The organism is Neobacillus kokaensis (genome assembly GCF_014656545.1).
In the GTDB taxonomy this organism is placed as follows: domain Bacteria; phylum Bacillota; class Bacilli; order Bacillales; family Cytobacillaceae; genus Neobacillus; species Neobacillus kokaensis.
In genome coordinates, this window is the sequence record NZ_BNDS01000039.1 from 18,563 (window position 1) to 39,345 (window position 20,783).

Below are 20,783 nucleotides of genomic sequence, written 5' to 3' on the forward strand. Positions count from 1 at the left end.
ATGGAAATGTGAACATTGTTCCTGTTGTTGGGATTTACCAGAATAGTAAAGAATATTCCATACCATTTTTAGAAAATAAAAGGACGTGCCGTGAAGGCGGTTATGTGCTAAAATAGCATTAAATTTCAATATAAAAAGTTTTCTAGGGTTCCGTGGCTTTGTAAAAGTCAGTCAGGTCCGAGAGAAAACGCACACTGTGAGAATTTTGTGTGTACACGGAAGGATAAAAGCCTGGGAGATACTGATAAACAGTAATCTCTTGGGCTTTTTATTTTGACCTACTTTTTAAGGAGTGATCAGTATGAATTTACAATGGACGAAGGTGTTTTTTGCAGCCTTTTTTGAGGTGTTTTGGGTAATTGGATTAAAACACGCGTATGATTTTTGGACATGGGCAGGAACGGTGATAGCTATAATGATTAGCTTCTATGTATTAATTTCAGCAGGAAGAAAGCTGCCGGTGGGAACGGTATACGCCGTATTTGTTGGCTTAGGAACGGCTGGTACGGTTCTTTCTGACATAATCTTTTTTGGAGAACCATTTGAAATAAAAAAAATGGTATTGATTCTTGTTTTGTTAATTGGGGTAATTGGGCTTAAGCTGGTTACGGATGACAAGGCTGTGGAAGGAGCGGATGCTTAATGGCATGGGTGTCACTGGTTTTAGCGGGCTTGTGTGAAATGTTTGGAGTCACAATGATTAATAAAGTAAATAAAGACAAAAGCTTGCTTTCTATTATTTTATTATGTGTTGGGTTTGGCTGCAGCTTTCTTTTCTTGGCAATTGCTATGGAATCATTGCCAATGGGAACAGCCTATGCGATTTGGACAGGTATTGGTGCTTCTGGCGGAGCATTACTAGGGATGTTTTTATATGGTGAATCAAAAGACTGGAAAAGGCTTTTGTTTATTTTTATGGTTTTAGGTGCGGCGATTGGATTAAAGCTTGTTTCGTAGGACTAAAGGGTGAAACGAGCTGTGAAATCGGGAAAGCAGGGCTTCTTGAAGACAAAATGGACTACCAAAATCGAATAAACTGTCTTTATATTAATAAACCCTCAAGAAAATATCTTGAGGGTGATTTTTTACCTAATTAGTGGTTTTTCTCGTTTTTTGAATTAAAAAGTAAATGACGCCAATAACTAAAGCCGCAATGATAATGGGCATGATATATGGCTGTGCGTATTCTTTAATGTGGGACCAGTTGCTCCCTAATACTTCTCCTAAATATAGAAAAAGGATTGTCCATGGGATAATCGCCGCTACCGTATAAAGAGTAAATTTAGAAGCGGACATTTTAGCAATCCCAGCTGGAATCGAGATGGCATGGCGAACTACAGGGATGAATCTGGCAGTAAAAATAACGCCAGCTCCGTATTTTCGAAACCACTCCTCGGAAACGTCAATATGTTTCTTTTTAATAAAAACATATTTTCCGTATTTCTCTAAAAATGGCCTTCCGCCATAATATCCTGCCCAATACAAAAATAATTGTGCTAGTGTACCGCCGATCGTGCCGGCAATAATCGCACCAAAATAATTAATGTGTCCTTGAGAAATCATGTATCCACCATAGCCTAAAACGATTTCACTAGGGATAATTTCAATCATTAATCCCAAAGCAATGCCAAAGTATCCTAAATGTGATAAGAAATCTAAAATAGAAAAAATAAATTCTGACATAGCGCACCCTTCACTTATGTAATAATCAGTTGTAAACTTAATCACTGTCCAGCTTCAGCGCATAAGGTAACCCGTCAAGAAGGCCAAAAGACGATTTCTTGCCGGTTCTCTTGTGCTGGCCGCTCCTGACCGAGTTGCTTCCGCTTTTTTAAGTTTATACCAGTTTGTCTCATAATAAAATATATATGGTCTCCTGATAGAAACATTCCTTCAAATACGTTCGAAATAACACAGTAAAGGCAGCGGATATGAACCGCCGCCCCGCGCATTTAAGCACCTAACGATTTCTCTGTTGAAAACATATAGTTTCGATGGTGATAGTGAATGCTGTAGACAAGTCCCATTGCGAACATATTCCCCATTAATGAACTGCCGCCATAACTGATAAATGGCAGCGGAATCCCGGTGATCGGCAGCACTTGGATCGTCATTCCAACATTTTGAAACACATGAAAGGTAATCATACTGATAATCCCGGTGCAGACATACGTATTGAACGCATCATTTGTTTCGAATGCTGTTTTAATCAAATGATAAATTAGCAGAAAGAAAAGACTAATCACAATGCTTCCGCCAATAAATCCATACTCCTCGCCAATTACGCTGAAAATAAAATCGGTATGGGCTTCCGGAACATATACCTCACCGCCTCGAAATCCCTTGCCGGAAATGAGTCCTGATCCAATGGCGCTCAGCGACTTAACTAAGTGGTAGCTTGAACCGCTTGAATATGTATAAGGATCCAGCCAGGAATAGATTCTGTTGAACTGGTACGTTTGTACTTTTAAGTATTTTTCCAGCAGCTCTGGTTTTGCCAAAACAAGATAAATTATGGAACCGCCTAATGTGGCTCCTGCTCCGTAAATGGGCAAAATAATTTTCCACGAAATCCCGGAAACAAGAATGATACCTGTTAAGATGGATAAGATCACGAGAGCTGTGCCAAGGTCCGGCTGAAGCATAATTAAACCGACTGGAACGGCAGTAGTTATGCCTAGCTTCATCAGCAAACCAAAATCGGTTTTCAGCGATTTTACTATATACTTTTCGTGGTGTGAAGTAATCACACGGCTAAGAGCCAGAATCAGAAATATTTTTACAAACTCCGAAGGCTGAATCTGACCAAGTCCTGGTATGACAAACCAGCTTTTCGCTCCATTTCGGTAGGGGGCGATGCTGACGGGAGCAACGTAAACGGCAATCAATAGAAGCAGTCCGATTCCGTATAATATCCACGCAAGTCGTTTGTATTGAAAACTGTCAAAGAAGATCGTAATGGAGATAATGATGGCACCAACTACATACCAAATTGCCTGCATGATCATAAAATTCCTGCCGCCATATTGACCAGTTGATTGTGCACTATAAATGGCAATGCAGCTGATCAGGAAAAAGAGAAATAAAAGCAGTGTTAGGGTCCAGTCAAATCGATCTGCCTTTTTTGTGTATTTTTCCATAGGCATCACCTAATAATTTTATATTTTCACCCAATTTAGGGAACCTCATCCTATTTAAGCCTAACATAGTAAACAGCATTTTAGGTAATATATAGCATTCCCTATATACATAACGATTTTTCATCGGAAAAGGTTTCAATTTTTCCAAAAAGAGCAGGGCTTTAAATTATAGCCCTGCTACATTAGATACTGAATAAACATCGTCGCTATGCCAAAATAAGTGAGTAATGAGAAAATATCGTTTAAGGTAGTGATTAGCGGTCCTGATGCTACGGCCGGGTCGATATTTAAACGATACAAAAGAAGCGGAATGACGGTTCCCGCAAGTGTTCCGATAATTAATGTAAAGAATAAAGAACAGCCAACAACGATTCCTAAAACAAAATTGCCCTGCCAAATATAGGCGATGATAGAGATCAACACTGCACAGGTGATCCCAATAGAGATTCCCACGCCAAGTTCACGCATCACCAAACGAACGATCACTTTTTTATTAATATCATGGGAAATTAACCCGCGGACGACAACGGCAAGTGACTGTGTTCCAGTGTTTCCAGTCATGCCCGCAATCATCGGCATAAAAAAGGCAAGAGCGACCACCTTCTGCAGTGTTTCTTCAAAACTGCTCATAATTCCACCTGAAATAAGACCGATAAACAATAACAGGACTAGCCAAGGGAGGCGTCTTGTCGCGGCAACAAGAGTTTTCGTTTCAAAATCAATGGATTTACCAGACGCCGATAGCTTTTCAATATCTTCATTTGCTTCTTTAATGACAACATCGATAACGTCATCGACCGTTATAATTCCGACCAGGATATGGGCTTCATCGACGACGGGAACGGCAATAAAGTCATAGCGTTCAACAGTTTTGGCGACGACTTCCTGGTCGGTTGTCACCGTCACATAAATGACCCGTTCATACATGATCTGGTCAATTTTCTCTCCAGGGTCTGCTAATAGCAAGTCCCGGTAGGAAACAACACCAACCAGCCTGCGGCCGCCATCAATCACATACAAATAGTTAAGAGACTCAGCGAATTCAGCGAATGATTTCAGCTTATCTACTGCTTCCCTAACCGTATAGTAGTTACGAATCCAGACGAAGCGGTTGGTCATAATTCTTCCCGCAGTTTCCGGAGGATATTTCATAATATCCTGAACGGCGTTAGACTCCATTTTATTCATTTCTGAAAGGAGCGATTCTTTCTTTTTGGGGGATAATTCATCCAAAAGCGATGCTAAATCATCATTATCCATTAAATTCAATACATTACTGGACTTTTCAACCCCGAGCATATTTAACAGTTCCAGCTGTTCATCTTTATCGAGTTCCTCCATCAAGTCAGCCAGAACATCTGATTTTAAAAACAAGAGAAAGCGTGCTTGATGCTTTACGGGTAGATTTTGATAAATCTTTGCAATATCATATGGATGAAGTTCATCCATTACGGTTTCAAATTCAGCTTTTTTATTTTCTTTTAAAGTTTTAATAATATATAAATTTATCTCATCCTGCGTCATGTCTTTAATCATAGAAATCACCTCTTCCCAATATGCCGTACAAATCAAAAAAATAAATTATACAAAGAAACAAATAATAGTTAAAAATAGTATGTGTAAATCTAAAAAATTTCCGTCCGTTACTAAATTACAACGATGTTAATGATAGCTTATTTTTTGTAAAAAAAATGAAATAAGCTATTTGACCTATTTTTTGATAAAATGAGTAAGTATGAACTAAGCACGTGGAAGTTTTTTGGAAACTTCCTTTAAAATATTATTTTTGACCTTGAGAATTGTTAGGCACATTTCTCAATGAACGGAGGAGTATTGCCTTGAAGAAGCATCATCAGGACATACGGGATCTTATTTATATTCACTTAAACCAACAAGACCAGTATGTCATATCCCATGGTATCGAATTTGATGAGTTTGTTTCAACCTTTTCTGGTTCCTTAAATAATCTGCTGCTGTTAGCGCACGGCTATGATGATGCCGATTTTAACATGCACACTTTACTTGAATATTGCCCGGTAGAAAGAATTCACAAGCTGGCGGCAGAGGATGTTTACGGCTACGGAAACTTCTGTTGGATTGATTTTTTAGAAGAAGACGTGTTAAATGAACTGACAGGACAGGAGATGGCGGAACTATTATATCTCGGGCATCATAAACAACACTTGAAACTGCCTTTTTATAATAAACTAGGTAACCGATTTGTTTATTTAGCCCATGAGGACGGTTGGTTTAATAAAATCTATTATCGAAGCTTTAAAGATTTTTTTCAGTTGTTTAGTGTAGTCGTCTCTCATAAGCTTGGAGAGCTGAAACCGGAAAAGACTTTACTTGGAATTCGAAAAAAACGCACATACCCTCCGGTAAATAAAGAGATTCTGTTATCCTTAACCCCATTCATCAAAGAGGGAATATGCATTTCAATTAGAGATGCTGACCACCAGCGCACCCGTATTGAAATTCCAATCTGGGTGATTGGCGATTTTGCTAATATGGATGACATGTATGAGGAATATTTGCAGGCTTCACACGAACAATACCATGCAAAACTTATTTTTGATAAAAAGACAAAAGAGTGGAAACTGAACGTTATGTAATAGTGTACAAACCAGTCCTTATCTTTTGGGGCTGGTTTTTACTTGCGTTATAAATTTAAGATAGATTGTTTTGAAGCAAGCTGGTTCATTCATAAAATAAATACAGGTAAAGATGGTTCGTTTTTCCCAATGAAAATCAGGTCATGAGAATACTTTCTGATGCGATAAAGTGATAAAATAAAACGTGATTTAGAAAATGGAGGGTAACCATGAAAACAAAATTAGGCTTGTTGTACGGAGGAAAATCCGCCGAGCATAAAGTATCGTTACAGACGGCATTAGCTGTTATTAAAGCATTAGATCTAGAAAAATTTGAAATTCATCCGATTTACATAAATACAGAAGGCCAATGGATTAAAGGTCCCGAGCTTGAAGGACCAGTTGAAAACGTGAAGGCGTTGGAATTCTCATTAGAGGATGCTTTTACGCCAGCATCATTAGCACCAGCAGTATTCCAGACATCTGATCAGGAACAAGCGTCACTTGATGTGGTATTTCCACTGCTCCATGGACCAAATGGTGAGGACGGAACAGTCCAAGGATTATTAGAGCTGTTAAACCTGCCATACGTTGGTAACGGTGTTTTAGCTTCTGCGGCAGGAATGGATAAAGTGCTGATGAAAAATATTTTTGCTCAAGCAGGACTCGCTCAAGTAAACTATGTGGCTTTTGTAAAACGCGAATGGGAAAAGGCGAGAGATGCTGCTTATACGAAGGTGGAAGCGGAGCTTGGCTATCCTTGCTTTGTTAAACCGGCTAATCTTGGTTCAAGTGTCGGCATCAGTAAATGCCGCAACCGTGAGGAGTTAGAAGCAGCGTTCGAGGAAGCATTCCAATTTGACCGCAAAGTGATTATCGAAGAGGGTGTAATTGCCCGCGAAATTGAGGTTGGCGTTCTTGGAAACGATGAACCGGAATGTTCTGTAGCGGGTGAAATTGTTCCGAAAAAGGATTTCTATGATTATACAGCAAAATATGAGGATGGAAATACAGCCTTGATTATTCCCGCTGACATTACCGAAGAACAATATCAAGAATTAAAGGAAATGGCGATTCGTGCCTTTAAAGCATTGGATTGTTCCGGACTTGTCCGTGCTGATTTCTTTTTAACAAAAGACGGCAAGGTGTTAATTAATGAAGTGAATACAATGCCAGGCTTCACACCATTTAGCATGTTCCCGTTATTGTGGAAACATACCGGTGTAGAGTATCCACAATTAATTGAGCGCCTTGTTGATCTTGCGAAAGAACGTCATGACGAAAAGCAGCAAATTAAATATACTTTCTAATATCCTTGACACGGCTATAGGCCGTGTCCATTTCTGTAAAAAAGATAAGGGAGGGTTAATAAAATGATTAAACGGTCTTTAAAGCAGATTGCTGATATGGTCTCAGCCAAAAACGATATAACACCATTTTCTGATACACCGATTTCCGGCGTTACGATTGATTCCAGAAAAATTGAATCTGGGAATATATTTATTCCATTTAAAGGCGAGCATGTTGACGGTCATAAATATGTTGAAGCAGCAATCGCCAGCGGAGCTGCGGCGGCATTTTGGCAAGAGGATGTCCCAAATCCACCGAAAAACCTGCCAATTATTATTGTGGAAGACTGTCTTGCTGCACTGCAGGAATTAGCACGTAAATATCGACAAGAATTGAATGTGAAAGTTGTTGGGATTACCGGTAGTAACGGAAAAACAACGACAAAAGATATGACCGCGAGCTTGTTGTCATTAAAATATAAAGTGCAGAAAACAGAAGGAAACTTCAACAATCATATAGGTCTGCCATTAACGGTGTTAAGTTTAAGTGAGGATACGGAAATTGCTGTTTTGGAAATGGGAATGAGCGGCCGTGGAGAAATCGAATTTTTAACAAAACTTGCCTGTCCTGATGCGGTTGTCATTACCAATATTGGAGAATCACACTTGCTTGACTTAGGGTCAAGGGAGGCGATTGCTGAAGCCAAGCTTGAGATTTTACAAGGGCTTAAACCAGGAGGTCTTGCTGTCCTGCATGGTGATGAACCGCTGTTAATGGAACGGATTAATCAATATAAAGGCAATATTGAACTGCAAACCTTTGGCAGAAGTGACTCCAATAATCTGTATCCAATTGAAATTACTCAGCTGGAGCAGGGGAATCGCTTTATTGTTAATGCTTCCAGCCAAGCGTTTGAATTGCCAGTTTTAGGAACGCATAATATATTAAATTCACTTGCCGCAATGTTAATTGCCCGCTACTTTTCTATTCCTTTTGAAACAATGAGTGATGGGCTGCAGGCGGTTAAGCTGACAAATATGCGAATGGAGCTTGTGGAAGGGCGGCACGGTGAAAAAATTATAAATGATGCCTACAATGCAAGTCCAACTTCGATGATGGCGGCAATTGAACTAGTATCAAATCTTCAAGGTTATGAGCGAAAGATTCTTGTTCTCGGCGATATGCTGGAGCTTGGACCTGAGGAAGAACAGTATCATCGAAAAATTGGAACAGCCTTAAATCCAAAGCAAATTGATTTGCTGTTCACTTATGGCGAATTAGGAACCCACATCGTAAACGGGGCAATGAAAGTATTAGGTGAAAACCGGGTATTTGCCTATTTAGAAAAGGAAGAACTGATCAAGCAATTAGAACGTCATGTAAACGATGATACTCTTGTTTTGGTAAAAGCTTCCCGTGGTATGAAATTAGAGGAAGTTGTCAAAGCATTACAGAAGGAGAACTAGATTACTTTATAAGATGCAGGGATAGTTGAAAAACTGTAGATATAATGCCCAAAACTGCAGAAAGTTTAAAAATATTGCAGGCATCCACTGCAAAATTGCGGAAAAAACATCTTAGTATGCAAAGTAAAAAATATCCATCGGACAAGCGTGGCAGCCTCGTCCAATATTGCAATATATTGCTGAAAATGATATTATAATCTTCAATGTGTCTAGAGATTGATAAAAAAAGGGCATACTCCTTTGGAGGAATGTCTTTTTTTTGGTAAAATAAAGATGTTACGTAAACGCAAATGGATGCGTATCCTGAGTATAGATTCAGCACTAGATATATAAAATATTTTCAAATAGATGAAGGAGAATGAAAACATTGACGAAGTTTGAAGATTTAGGTATAGGCCAGGCGACGTTAAAAGCTGTCCTCCGCATGGGCTTTGAGGAAGCAACCCCAATTCAGGCTGAAACGATTCCGATCAGTCTTGCGAATAATGATGTAATCGGCCAAGCACAGACAGGTACTGGGAAAACGGCTGCCTTTGGAATTCCTTTAGTGGAAAAAGTAGATAAAGAAGTAGAAGCCATCCAAGGGATTATTATTGCTCCCACAAGAGAACTGGCGATTCAAGTATCAGAAGAGCTTTACAAAATTGGTGCCGGAAAAAGAGTGCGTGTACTGCCAATTTATGGTGGACAGGATATTGGCCGCCAAATTCGTTCATTAAAGAAAGCCCCACATATTATTGTCGGTACCCCAGGACGCCTGCTTGATCATATTAATAGAAAGACGATGCGTCTTGATCAAGTTCATACGGTCATTCTTGATGAAGCAGATGAAATGCTAAACATGGGATTTATTGAGGATATTGAAGCTATTCTTGCAGAAATCCCAGAAGCGCGTCAAACGCTCTTGTTCTCAGCAACAATGCCTGGTCCAATCCAGCGAATTGCCGAGAAATTCATGAAGGATCCTAAAATTGTCCGGGTAAAGGCAAAGGAAATGACTGTTCCTTCCATTGAACAATACTACCTAGAAGTACAGGAAAAAAATAAATTTGATGTGTTAACCCGTCTCCTTGATATTCAATCACCTGAACTGGCGATCGTGTTTGGACGGACAAAGCGTCGTGTCGATGAATTGTCTGAAGCATTGAATTTAAGGGGTTATACTGCTGAAGGAATTCACGGCGATTTAAGCCAGGCAAAACGTCTTTCTGTCCTTCGCAAATTTAAAGAAGGCTCCATCGATGTTCTTGTCGCAACAGATGTGGCTGCACGCGGACTTGATATTTCCGGTGTTACACACGTATATAATTTCGATATTCCACAAGACCCTGAAAGTTATGTACACCGTATCGGCCGTACTGGACGTGCCGGAAAAACCGGTGTGGCCATGACATTTGTAACCCCAAGGGAAAAATCTTATCTTTCTATTGTGGAGAAAACGACAAAACGTAAGATGGAACGGATGCAGGCCCCAACCCTTGATGAAGCATTAGAAGGTCAGCAACGGGCTGTCGTTGATAAGATTTTACAAGCGATTGATAACAACAATCTTCAATATTACAAAGCGGCTGCTGAGGAATTGCTAGAAGCAAATGACGCCTCAACTGTTGTTGCTGCAGTTTTGAAAATGTTAACGAAAGAACCTGATCAAACACCTGTTAAATTAACGGAGGAATCACCTCTTCCACAAAAGAGAGAGAAAAAGTCATTTGACCGGGACCGTCGCAGACGTGATGATTCTCGCGGATTTAATGGTGACCGTCGTAAAAAGTCATCATTTAAACCACGAAGCGGAGAAAAAAGAAGCGGCGGCAAGCCTTCAAAGCCAAGAAGCTATAATCATTAATTGTTAAAAGAGCATGGACAAATTGTTCATGCTCTTTTTCTTTCATAAGCCCCCATTTTTCATGCTTTTAAAGGATCATTCTTTATAGACTGGCGCTAGTACCAGTTTCATCTGTATACTTGAAAATATGGAATGTTTTGGTGAGGGGGAGCCTGATGGTTTTAAGACCGCAAAAACGAATTTCTAATAAGGCATTGACAGTGTGGCGGATCTCGGGAGTAATTACATCGGTGATTGGCTGGTCGATTACGGCAACGGCTTTATTTTTATTACATATTTTCGATGCGCCATTTTGGATATCGATTATCCTGGTTGTACTCGGCATTCTGTTTCCATGCTTGCATATTTTTGTCACTCCGACGCTTAGATGGAGGAGCTGGAGATATGACGTGCGGGAGGAAGAGATTGAGCTTGAAGAGGGGATTTTTGTTAAAACAAGAACCTTGGTCCCAATGATCCGCGTTCAGCATGTTGATACCAATCAAGGTCCTATCTTAAGAAGGTACAAGCTTGCCTCTGTTGTGGTTCATACAGCAGCCACTGCACATGAAATCCCTGCCTTAGAAGAGACGGAGGCAGAGGAATTACGTTTCTTTATTTCCAAATTAGCAAGGACGGCGGAAGAAGATGTCTAATCCAAAGCGGCTTCACCCAATAGCGAGTGTTGTGACCACCGGAAGAAGAATCAGAAACCTGATCATTCCGATGCTTGCGATTAATTTTTCCGGGGGGCGTGAAGGCATAGTCTCGCTGCTCGTAACATTGGCTATCTCTCTCGTTGCCATTATTATCACATTGCTGACGGGTATTTTATCATGGCTCCGATATACATACAGGTTTGAGGAGGATGAACTCAGAATTGAATACGGTATTTTCATCCGCCAAAAAAGATATATTCCGTTTGAACGGATTCAAAGCATCAATCTAACAGAAGGCTTATTACAGCGAATGTTTGGACTGGTAAAGGTTCAAATAGAAACAGCAGGCGGCGGAGATGAGGCAGAAGCCGTACTGTCGGCAATTACGAAAGAAGAAGCAAGGTTAATTCAGGAATATGTTGCGCAAGCCAAAAGCGGCGGAGACAATGAGATAAAGGACGTACAGGAAGGGCAAGAGGTTTTTACTATTTCCACACCCGAATTACTGGTTCTATCTTTAACTTCAGGGGGAGTTGGAGTGGTGATTTCTGCTTTGTTTGCTTTATTTTCGCAGCTCGATGACTTTATTCCGTATAAAAGGATTTTCGGAGACATGGAAGAATGGGCGGTCCAAAATATCGTTACGGTCGCAGTCGTTGTGTTTATTGTCTTTTTCCTGGCCTGGGTCATTTCTCTAATTATCACCATGCTGAAGTATGCTAATTTTACAGTAATGAAAACAGAAAAGGACTTCATCATTTCACAAGGCTTGCTTGAGAAAAAACAAATGACCATTCCGTTAAAACGGATACAGGCAATTCGCATCAATGAGAACTTTGTTCGGCAATTGCTTGGCTGCGGTACGGTATATGTGGAGAGTGCCGGCGGTTCTAGTGAAAATGAGGAAGCAGCAAATGTTATGATTTTACCAATTGTAAAGGTAAAACAAATCGGGACCATACTAGCCTCTCACCTTCCCGATTATATAATTACTTCTTCCTTTAAAACGCTGCCAACACGGGCAAGAAGAAGATATATACTGCGAAGTTGGTGTATAACTGTTCCGATTGTGATTGCAGCTATCTTCTTTTTTAAATTTTGGGGATTGCTCTCGTTGATTTTACTCGGTTTAGGTACAGGCAGTGCTCTTCTAAAATATAGGGATGCAGGGTGGGACCTTGAGCAGCAGCAGTTAACTCTAAGGTACAGGACAATAACAAGGACGACGATTTTCATGAAGAAAAAGCGGATACAAAGCTTAGAAATGCAGGAGAGTTATTTTCAGAAGAAGCGTCAGCTTGGCACTATCGCTGCCTCAGTAAAATCAGGTGCCGGGGGTGCTGGAGGTACAATTGTCGATATGGAAATTGACGATGTTCATCTTGTGTATGAATGGTTTTCAAGAGAAAAACAAATGGAGATCTCCGGCTGAGTGCCAGAGTCTCCCTTATTTTTTTAAAACATATCCAAGAAAAAATCCGCCTAAAAGACCGAATAGATGAGCTGTAATATTTATATTTGGCTGGATAAAGGTCATAATGAGACTGACGACACAGAGAGTAATAATTATTTGAGAGTTTTCCTTTGAAAGCCTATTTTTTTGAAAAATAATCATCGCAATATAATAGCCGAACAAGCCAAAGATAGCGCCGCTTGACCCAACATGTGTATAGGTAAGCGGCTCAAGAATGAAGGTGGCAACATTGGCGATGATTCCGGAAGCGAGATAAATGAATAGAAATCTGCCGCCGCCAAGCAGCCGTTCTAGGGCCGGACCAAATAAAACAATTGAAAAGCTATTAAAAAGCATATGGGAAAAGCCGCTATGCATGAATATAGGAGTAATAAGCCGCCAAAATTCTCCTTCCATAATATAAAGATTTACACCGGAAAAATGTTCAAAGAACCAGTAGTTTGGGAAAATGGGTAAAATGGTTAATAAATATAAGGAAATATGGATCGCCACGATGGCCGAAACGATTGGGTAATAGCGAATAAATTCACGAAAGCTTTCAGTTCTGGTAAATATAGAAAAACCCCCTCTCACTATCATCATAAACGGAATTGTAGTCTTTTACACTATTATGCTCGCAAAAATTAATATAGAAGGATGTTGTATATGATTAAAGGGATTGGAATTGATATCATTGAACTTTCAAGAATAGAGGAGCTCATTAATAGACAGCAGAAGTTTATTGACAGGGTGCTTACAGAGAACGAAAAGCAGCGTTTTGCAGAATTATCGGCAGCGAGGAGGACTGAATTTTTAGCTGGAAGATTTGCCGCTAAGGAAGCCTATGCGAAAGCGGTTGGAACCGGTATTGGGAAAGAGCTGTCTTTTTTGGATATTGAAATACATACAGATGAGTATGGTAAGCCGTTTATTGCCAAACCGCAAGTTCATGCTCATGTATCTATCTCTCACAGTCGTGACTATTGCGTGGCCCAAGTCATTATCGAGGAGAAGTAGAAATTTTTTAAAAAAGGCTCGTCAACTCTATAAGCATATTCCCCATGGTTGTCTCATATATTCGTATGGAATAGGAGAGACAAGGTCAGCTATGGTTAGTTTGAAGCCTGATCCCTGCCTTTCTCTTCTCAAAACCAACGAATGAGACAAGAAGGGGTTGAAGGAATGAGAAAAAAGTTAATGCTGCTCATGACAGGGCTGATGGCCATCTTAATTCTTGCTGCCTGTGGCTCTAAGTCACAAGAAGATGTGGTCAAGGAGTTAGAAGGTAAGGATTTAACGAGCTATAAAGTGGATGCAAAAATGACACTGAAAATGGGCGAAGATTCTCAGGTGTACAACGTGGAAATCTGGCATAAGGATCCTTCCTTTTATCGTGTAAATTTAAAAAATGCTGAAAAAGACCAAAGTCAAATGATTTTACGAAATAATCAAGGGGTATTTGTTTTAACGCCTGCGTTGAACAAAAGCTTTAAATTCCAAAGCGATTGGCCGCAAAACAGCAGCCAGGCTTATCTTTATGAATCATTGATTAAAGACATTGTTGCTGACAAGGAAGCAAAGTTCTCCGAGACAAAAGACCATTATGTATTTGAAACAAAAACTCGTTATCAAAATAATAGTATGCTGCCGTTCCAAGAAATTAAGCTGAAGAAGAAAGATTTGGCTCCGGTTAGTGTAAAAGTTATGGACCCTGACCGTAACGCTTTGGTGACGGTTGAGTTTGAAAAGGTAAAATTCAAGGCCAGCTTTGATAAAGATGATTTCGAAATGAAGAAGAATATGACCCGTGCCCAGCTTGACTTACCAGCAATGTCAGGGGGCGGAGATGAGGCCTTTACCATTAAATACCCGGCACTAGAGCTAAAAGGGACGAAGCTCGTTGATGAAAAAGAAATTGCCCTTGAAAATGGAAAACGTGTTGTCCTTACTTATGATGGCAAGAAGTCCTATACACTAGTTCAGGAAAAAGTGAAAGCCAAGGAAGCTTCTACGACCTATGTCGAAGGCAACCTTGTTGACCTAGGCTTTACCATCGGCGCAGTATCCAGCCACTCTATCACATGGTCACATGATGGTGTCGATTATATTATCGCCTCTAAAAACTTAACAAAAGGTGAAATGATAGAAGTAGCGAAATCCGTTCAGGCTGAAGCGGTGAAATAGTGATTCGAGCAGGCTCCTTTGAGGAGTCTGTTTTTTTGTGTCGTTTATTTTAAGGATACCGTTATTTGTATGGTAAAATGGAAGACGTTAAATTTTTAAAAAATGCAGGAAGTGAAACCATGGAAGCGCAAGGAACTTTCTATAGAGACACATGGGTCGAAGTGAATTTAGATAGTATTTCAGAAAATCTTGCCGCAGTGAAAAAGCATCTTCCAAATGAAGTAAATGTGATTGCTGTGGTGAAAGCAAACGCTTATGGCCACGGTGATGTTCAGGTGGCTGCGGCAGCGCTTGAAGCCGGCGCGGTTTACTTGGCTGTTGCTTTTCTTGATGAAGCGATGGCCTTAAGAAATAAAGGAATTACGGCCCCAATTTTGGTATTAGGTGCCTCCCGTCCTGAAGATGCTCAGACTGCAGCAAGGCTAGGCATTACCTTGACTGTTTTTCAAAGGGAATGGCTTCAGCAGGCACAGGCACACTTGGCTATGGAAGACCGTCTTTTCCTCCATATCAAGGTCGATTCTGGTATGGGCCGAATCGGGGTACGGAGCAATGTGGAATTGACTGCAATCGAGCGGATCCTTTTGCAGGATGAACGGTTCGTATTCGAGGGTGTATTTACCCATTTTGCGACTGCTGATGAACTGGATACAACTTATTTTCAGCAGCAATTGACCTTTTTTGAAAACATGATTGCTACATTGTCAGACCGTCCTAAATATATTCATACAAGTAATAGTGCGGCGGCAATCCGTTTTAAAGAAGCCAATTTTAATACAGTTCGTCTTGGCATTGCGATGTATGGGTTAACCCCTTCACTTGAAATGGAAAAGGAAATCCCATTCCGGCTGCAAGAAGCTTTTTCACTTATGACCAGGATTGTCAATGTGAAAAAACTTAACAAGGGTGACAAGGTAAGTTATGGGGCGACGTATGAAAGTAAAGGTGAGGAGTGGATTGGCACACTTCCGATTGGTTATGCCGATGGATGGATTCGCAAACTCTCAGGGCAAGAGGTGTTGGTGTCTGGGATTCGGGTGCCGATTGTCGGCAGAGTCTGTATGGATCAATGTATGGTTCGGCTTCCTGAATATTATCCTGTTGGAACTGAAGTCACGTTAATTGGCGGCCAAGTGAATCAATTTATTTCCGTTAATGAAATTGCGGCGAAACTGGAAACGATCAATTATGAAATCCCTTGTATCATTGCCAGCCGCGTTCCTCGTGTTTATAAAAAGAATGGAAAAATTGTCGATATAAAAAATTATCTACTTGACAATTGATGGGTTCTAATCAAAAATAATTTAACATAATTATGATATCGTGTCTAAATGCGTGCATAAAAGCATGTCTGATTGGCTTATAATACAGTAGGAATTATATTTAGTCTATGCACGAGGGAAGAATAGTGTTATTATAAATTATGGTATAGATAAATGATAACATGCCTGAGGCGGCTCTTTTTCAGAGTGGTTCTTATGGTGTGGGCAGTTTTATGTGTTATAGATATAATTCTGTTTTTTAAAATGGTGTGTAGTGATGGTGGAGGTGTATGTTGGTGTCTGAATCCAGCGCAACTACGGAAATTTTGGTAAAATTACCGCAACATCTTTTAACGGAGCTTGATGGATTCGTTAAACAAGAAAATGTAAACCGCAGTGAATTTATCTACCAAGCAACAAAAATGTATTTACGCGAACGAAAACAGAGACAGATTCGCGAATCCATGAGACGTGGATACATGGAAATGGCTAAAATCAATCTACGAATCGCATCAGAAGCATTTCAAGCAGAATATGAGGCAGAGCACACTGTTGAACGTCTTGTAAGCGGAGGTTAAACCTTTGATTGTCAAGCGTGGTGACGTATATTTCGCGGACCTATCCCCAGTTGTTGGTTCTGAGCAAGGCGGCGTCCGTCCTGTACTTGTCATCCAAAACGACATCGGGAATCGGTTTAGTCCCACAGTTATTATTGCAGCGATTACAGCTCAAATTCAAAAAGCGAAGCTGCCAACACATGTTGAAATTGATGCAAAGCGCTACGGATTTGAACGAGATTCGGTCATCCTGTTAGAGCAAATTCGTACCATCGATAAACAGCGGTTAACCGATAAAATCACCCATCTCGATGACGAAATGATGGAGAAAGTGGATGAAGCCTTGCAAGTGAGTCTAGGTCTCATCGAATTCTAGTAATAAAACACGCTCTTTTACGTAGAAAGAGCGTTTTTTCGTACATATTATCTGCCCTCATCTGCGAAGCAAGCTAAAATAGCTTGCTTTTTATTTTGTCCTGAAGATATTTTTAATAGGGGCTGTACTGGGAAGTGTGCAGGTAAACGGGAGCTATGCGCAAGAAAGCGGCTGGCATGTACAAGTAACTCCCTTAATAATGAAACACACCCGCTATTTTGATACAATAATATGGGAAAAGGAATGGAGGATAAACGAGTGACTGAAACACTAGTTAAAGATGATCAGCATATAGGCAGAATTGCTGCCGAACAAGGAATATCCCCAAAACAAGTTAAAAGCGTCATATCATTGACGAATGAAGGCAATACGGTTCCGTTTATTGCCAGATACCGAAAGGAAATGACAGGCGCCCTTGATGAAGTTCAAATCCGTAATATTTTAGAGCGCTGGCAATACATTCAAAACCTTGAACAACGAAAAGATGAAGTCCTGCGTATCATTGCCGAACAAGGCAAACTAACAGAGGAACTCCAGCAAGCCATCGTCAAAGCTGAGAAACTTCAAGAGGTGGAAGACTTATACCGCCCCTATAAACAAAAAAGACGTACAAAGGCAACCGTTGCAAAAGAAAAGGGCCTAGAACCGTTAGCAGAGTGGCTGCTGATATTTTCAAACGAAAATCCTGAGGAAAAGGCAAAAGAATTTTTGTCAGAGGAAAAAGAAGTACTTACTGTGGATGATGCGATTGCAGGTGCGAAGGATATCATTGCTGAAATGGTTTCGGATGATGCAGACGGCCGCAAATGGATTCGCCATGAAACCTATAAATCAGGTGGAGTCGTCTCAGTTGTGAAGGATGCCGATCAGGACGAAAAAAATGTCTACGAAATGTACTATGAATATGAAGAACCTGTAAGTAAGATTGTTCCGCACCGGATCCTAGCGTTGAATCGCGGTGAAAAGGAAGGCATCCTAAGGGTGTCGATTAAAATGAATGCTGACTTAATCCTTTCTTATCTTGCTAAAAAGTGGGTTAAAAAGGAACATGTCCCTGCAGGGCAAATCGTTATTGAGGCGATTGAAGACGGCTACAAACGTTTGATTCAGCCTTCTATTGAACGAGAGATTCGCAACGAGTTAACTGAAAAGGCAGAAGAGCAGGCGATACATATTTTCTCAGAAAATCTGAAGAATTTACTGCTGCAGCCACCGTTAAAAGGCAAGATGGTTCTAGGCGTAGACCCTGCTTATCGGACAGGCTGTAAACTTGCAGTCGTCGATGAAACCGGAAAAGTTCTTAAGATAGATGTCATCTATCCGCACCCTCCGGTAGCAAAAACAAAGGAAGCGCGAGATAAGTTTATTAAAATCCTCCGAGATTATAAGGTGGAAATGTGCGCAATCGGCAATGGTACGGCCTCCAGAGAAACAGAACAGTTCGTGGCTGACATTCTAAAAGAGATGGACCAAGAGATTTTCTACTTAATTGTTAATGAAGCTGGTGCCAGTGTATACTCTGCTTCGGATTTGGCGAGAGAGGAGTTCCCGAATTTTCAAGTTGAAGAGAGAAGTGCGGTTTCAATTGCCCGCCGCCTGCAGGACCCGCTTGCTGAATTAGTAAAAATTGACCCTAAATCAGTGGGGGTAGGCCAATACCAGCATGATGTGTCCCAAAAACGTCTGTCAGAATCATTGCATTTCGTTGTGGAAACGGCAGTTAACCAAGTTGGAGTTAATGTGAACACCGCTTCTGCTTCACTGTTGCAATATGTTGCTGGTTTGACGAAAACAGCAGCAAATAATGTTGTTAAAATGCGGGAAGAGGAAGGGAAGTTTACAAGCAGGGCTCAATTGAAGAAAGTCCCTCGCTTAGGAGCCAAAACATATGAGCAGGCAATTGGCTTCCTGCGAGTATTAGATGGGAAACAGCCGCTTGACCGTACAGGGATTCATCCGGAAAACTATGATGAGGTGAAGAAGCTATTAACGAACCTTGGCTTTAACGCCAATCATTTGGGGACGGAAGAGCTTAAAAAGGCATTAAGCGGGCTTGATTTAAAAGTGGTCTCTGAAGAATTAGGAATTGGTACGTTGACATTGAAGGATATTGTAGATGCTTTAATGAGACCAGAGAGAGACCCGCGTGATGATTTGCCTCGTCCATTGTTGAAAAAAGATGTTTTAAAGCTAGAGGATTTAAAATCAGGCATGGAATTGCAGGGAACAGTCCGGAATGTAGTCGACTTTGGTGCATTTGTGGATATCGGTGTGAAGCAGGATGGGCTTGTTCATATATCAAAACTAAGCAACCACTTTGTGAAACATCCAATGGATATCGTATCCGTAGGCGATGTTGTCACAGTCTGGGTGGATTCCGTCGATATGAAAAAGGGTCGTGTAGCATTAACCATGCTGCAGCCGTCTTAAATAGAAAACACTGCTTGTTGAGAACTGTCTAGCATCAGCGCCTAGGGGCTCGCAGGTCTACAGCCAATCCATCAAGAAGACTAAAAGACAGTCTTCTCGCCGGTTTGTCTTATGCTTGTCGCCCCTGCCCAAGGCGCTTCCGCTTTCTTAAGAGCAGTGTTTTTTTCTGTAGAAAAACCAGCACTGGTTTAAAAGCTTGATCTGGTAGCGATTCTTCTCATAGAAAGCTCGTTTCATTTGGTTTTGAAACCAAGTTGGCATAATGAAACCTCCTGTAGAGTGGCTTTTCATTAAGTGTATATACAATATATGCTATAATAGGTTGTCATGTTCTTAAAGAAGTGAGGGGAGACTAAATTGAACGATATAGAACTTCAATTATTGGTGGAAAAGATATCAGTTGAAATCTTTGGGCAGCCATTTAAGCATAAAGCCTCCTTTAATTCAAAGTTAAGAACCACTGGCGGCAGATATCTTCTAGGAACACATAATATAGAAATCAATAAGAAGTACTTAGAACAGCTTGGTAAAGAGGAATTAATCGGGATTATTAAGCATGAGCTATGTCACTATCACTTGCATCTTGAAGGGAAAGGACACCAGCATCGTGACATGGATTTTAAACTATTATTAAAAAAGGTGGGTGCACCTCGCTTTTGCAGCCAGCTGCCGGAAGAAGCAAAAACAAAGCGGTCTGCAAAAAAGATTCTGTTCTACCAATGCGGCGATTGTCATCTCACCTATCAAAGAAAAAGAAGAATAGATACAAGCAGATATGTCTGTGGAAAGTGCCGGGGGAAATTAATAAAAATAAAGGAAGTTGTTTTAAAATAAGAGATTGTAGTTCCATTTATTTCTTCAAAAAATAATATTGACTTTGGCTTGCTACGTCATTATAATTTAAAGAGTCGATAAGGCGATAGCCTGATTGATAATAAAATTTTGTTATTCCGCAGTAGCTCAGTGGTAGAGACGAGCAATGCATCATGAATAGGCTGCGAGTTGTACACGCCGAGTGGCTTCTTGACTAAGCTTGCTGAGGCGGGGACACAAATTACGCTTAGAGTATGATGAAAATTTATTATTCCGCAGTAGCTCAGTGGTAGAGCTATCGGCTGTTAACCGATCGGTCGTAGGTTCGAATCCTACCTGCGGAGCCATTTGGGGAAGTACTCAAGAGGCTGAAGAGGCGCCCCTGCTAAGGGTGTAGGTCGCGTAAGCGGCGCGAGGGTTCAAATCCCTCCTTCTCCGCCAGATGAATAAAATATTTGGCCCCTTGGTCAAGCGGTTAAGACACCGCCCTTTCACGGCGGTAACACGGGTTCGAATCCCGTAGGGGTCATCAGAAATGGGAGATGAGCATTAAATCCATTTCCTGTTTCTTATCTTGCATTACTTTTTGCTTTTGTGGCAAAGATATATAATGTGATTTTTGGGCTCGTTGGGCTATAGCCAAGCGGTAAGGCAACGGACTTTGACTCCGTCATTCGTAGGTTCGAATCCTGCTAGCCCAGCCATTTAATATTTGCGGGTGTGGCGGAATTGGC

At 40.7% G+C, this 20,783-nt stretch carries 20 protein-coding genes, 4 tRNA genes and 1 riboswitch; of the genes, 19 read left to right on the forward strand and 5 right to left on the reverse strand.

The genetic code is table 11. The features are described from left to right. Positions 1 to 131: 131 nt before the first annotated feature. Positions 132 to 240: riboswitch (guanidine-I (ykkC/yxkD leader) on the forward strand. Between the two features lie 61 nt (positions 241 to 301). Both IE222_RS24310 and IE222_RS24315 read left to right on the forward strand, forming a co-directional pair. Next, complete coding sequence (locus tag IE222_RS24310; protein WP_191276981.1) at positions 302 to 643, forward strand: DMT family transporter; 342 nt, start codon at positions 302 to 304, stop codon at positions 641 to 643. After that, positions 643 to 957 (forward strand): DMT family transporter, encoded by a 315-nt coding sequence (locus tag IE222_RS24315; protein WP_191276982.1) that lies wholly within the window; start codon positions 643 to 645, stop codon positions 955 to 957. The genes IE222_RS24310 and IE222_RS24315 overlap by 1 nt, the downstream gene beginning before the upstream one ends. A 132-nt stretch (positions 958 to 1,089) precedes the next feature. On the opposite strand, the gene uptA is transcribed toward IE222_RS24315, so the two are convergent. The 3 genes from uptA to mgtE form a co-directional block, all read right to left on the reverse strand. Beyond that, positions 1,090 to 1,683 (reverse strand): undecaprenyl phosphate transporter UptA, encoded by a 594-nt coding sequence (uptA, locus tag IE222_RS24320; protein ID WP_191276996.1) that lies wholly within the window; start codon positions 1,681 to 1,683, stop codon positions 1,090 to 1,092. Between the two features lie 269 nt (positions 1,684 to 1,952). Next, a complete protein-coding gene (locus tag IE222_RS24325) occupies positions 1,953 to 3,140 on the reverse strand; it encodes an FtsW/RodA/SpoVE family cell cycle protein (protein ID WP_191276983.1) in 1,188 nt (395 codons plus the stop codon). Between the two features lie 177 nt (positions 3,141 to 3,317). After that, positions 3,318 to 4,676 carry a magnesium transporter gene (mgtE, locus tag IE222_RS24330; protein WP_191276984.1) on the reverse strand — a complete coding sequence of 453 codons (1,359 nt, stop codon included), beginning with the start codon at positions 4,674 to 4,676 and terminating at the stop codon, positions 3,318 to 3,320. A 302-nt stretch (positions 4,677 to 4,978) separates the two neighbouring features. On the opposite strand from mgtE, the gene IE222_RS24335 reads away from it, so the two are divergent. The 6 genes from IE222_RS24335 to IE222_RS24360 all read left to right on the forward strand — a co-directional run bounded on the left by IE222_RS24335 (position 4,979) and on the right by IE222_RS24360 (position 12,406). Then, entirely contained in the window at positions 4,979 to 5,755 is a 777-nt protein-coding gene (locus tag IE222_RS24335) for a hypothetical protein (protein ID WP_191276985.1), read from the forward strand. Between the two features lie 209 nt (positions 5,756 to 5,964). Beyond that, positions 5,965 to 7,044: a D-alanine--D-alanine ligase gene (locus tag IE222_RS24340; protein WP_191276986.1), complete on the forward strand. Its 1,080-nt coding sequence runs from the start codon at positions 5,965 to 5,967 to the stop codon at positions 7,042 to 7,044. A 63-nt stretch (positions 7,045 to 7,107) separates the two neighbouring features. Further along, the gene (locus tag IE222_RS24345) at positions 7,108 to 8,490 is read left to right on the forward strand and encodes a UDP-N-acetylmuramoyl-tripeptide--D-alanyl-D-alanine ligase (protein ID WP_191276987.1); all 1,383 of its coding nucleotides are present in this window, start codon (positions 7,108 to 7,110) and stop codon (positions 8,488 to 8,490) included. 358 nt (positions 8,491 to 8,848) lie between these two features. Further along, positions 8,849 to 10,336 (forward strand): degradosome RNA helicase CshA, encoded by a 1,488-nt coding sequence (gene cshA, locus IE222_RS24350; protein ID WP_191276988.1) that lies wholly within the window; start codon positions 8,849 to 8,851, stop codon positions 10,334 to 10,336. 155 nt (positions 10,337 to 10,491) lie between these two features. Next, positions 10,492 to 10,971, forward strand: a complete 480-nt coding sequence (locus IE222_RS24355) for a PH domain-containing protein (RefSeq protein WP_191276989.1) — start codon at positions 10,492 to 10,494, stop codon at positions 10,969 to 10,971. Then, entirely contained in the window at positions 10,964 to 12,406 is a 1,443-nt protein-coding gene (locus IE222_RS24360; RefSeq protein WP_191276990.1) for a PH domain-containing protein, read from the forward strand. The genes IE222_RS24355 and IE222_RS24360 overlap by 8 nt, the downstream gene beginning before the upstream one ends. A gap of 15 nt (positions 12,407 to 12,421) precedes the next feature. On the opposite strand, the gene IE222_RS24365 is transcribed toward IE222_RS24360, so the two are convergent. Then, positions 12,422 to 13,030, reverse strand: coding sequence for a rhomboid family intramembrane serine protease (locus IE222_RS24365; RefSeq protein WP_308435621.1), 609 nt, complete (start codon positions 13,028 to 13,030; stop codon positions 12,422 to 12,424). Positions 13,031 to 13,093: 63 nt separating this feature from the next. Here IE222_RS24365 and acpS point away from each other — a divergent pair, with 63 nt between their 5' ends. From acpS to IE222_RS24395, 6 genes are all read left to right on the forward strand, one after another. After that, a complete protein-coding gene (acpS, locus tag IE222_RS24370; protein WP_191276991.1) occupies positions 13,094 to 13,444 on the forward strand; it encodes a holo-ACP synthase in 351 nt (116 codons plus the stop codon). Positions 13,445 to 13,609: 165 nt separating this feature from the next. Further along, positions 13,610 to 14,611, forward strand: a complete 1,002-nt coding sequence (locus IE222_RS24375; RefSeq protein WP_191276992.1) for a LolA family protein — start codon at positions 13,610 to 13,612, stop codon at positions 14,609 to 14,611. A gap of 119 nt (positions 14,612 to 14,730) precedes the next feature. After that, on the forward strand, positions 14,731 to 15,894 hold the full coding sequence (alr, locus tag IE222_RS24380; protein ID WP_191276998.1) for an alanine racemase: 1,164 nt from the start codon (positions 14,731 to 14,733) through the stop codon (positions 15,892 to 15,894). Positions 15,895 to 16,169: 275 nt separating this feature from the next. Beyond that, positions 16,170 to 16,451 (forward strand): CopG family ribbon-helix-helix protein, encoded by a 282-nt coding sequence (locus tag IE222_RS24385; RefSeq protein WP_191276993.1) that lies wholly within the window; start codon positions 16,170 to 16,172, stop codon positions 16,449 to 16,451. Between the two features lie 4 nt (positions 16,452 to 16,455). Beyond that, positions 16,456 to 16,806, forward strand: a complete 351-nt coding sequence (gene ndoA / locus IE222_RS24390; RefSeq protein WP_041967053.1) for a type II toxin-antitoxin system endoribonuclease NdoA — start codon at positions 16,456 to 16,458, stop codon at positions 16,804 to 16,806. A gap of 243 nt (positions 16,807 to 17,049) precedes the next feature. Continuing rightward, positions 17,050 to 19,236, forward strand: coding sequence for a Tex family protein (locus IE222_RS24395; RefSeq protein ID WP_191276994.1), 2,187 nt, complete (start codon positions 17,050 to 17,052; stop codon positions 19,234 to 19,236). Between the two features lie 147 nt (positions 19,237 to 19,383). On the opposite strand, the gene cmpA is transcribed toward IE222_RS24395, so the two are convergent. Beyond that, complete coding sequence (cmpA, locus tag IE222_RS24400; RefSeq protein WP_127484595.1) at positions 19,384 to 19,497, reverse strand: cortex morphogenetic protein CmpA; 114 nt, start codon at positions 19,495 to 19,497, stop codon at positions 19,384 to 19,386. A gap of 96 nt (positions 19,498 to 19,593) precedes the next feature. On the opposite strand from cmpA, the gene IE222_RS24405 reads away from it, so the two are divergent. From IE222_RS24405 to IE222_RS24425, 5 genes are all read left to right on the forward strand, one after another. Beyond that, entirely contained in the window at positions 19,594 to 20,070 is a 477-nt protein-coding gene (locus IE222_RS24405) for a SprT family protein (protein ID WP_191276995.1), read from the forward strand. Between the two features lie 251 nt (positions 20,071 to 20,321). Next, positions 20,322 to 20,396 (forward strand) — tRNA-Asn (locus IE222_RS24410). 3 nt (positions 20,397 to 20,399) lie between these two features. Beyond that, positions 20,400 to 20,490: transfer RNA gene (locus IE222_RS24415), tRNA-Ser, on the forward strand. Between the two features lie 16 nt (positions 20,491 to 20,506). Then, positions 20,507 to 20,578: transfer RNA gene (locus IE222_RS24420), tRNA-Glu, on the forward strand. 100 nt (positions 20,579 to 20,678) lie between these two features. After that, positions 20,679 to 20,753 (forward strand) — tRNA-Gln (locus IE222_RS24425). Positions 20,754 to 20,783: the final 30 nt, after the last annotated feature.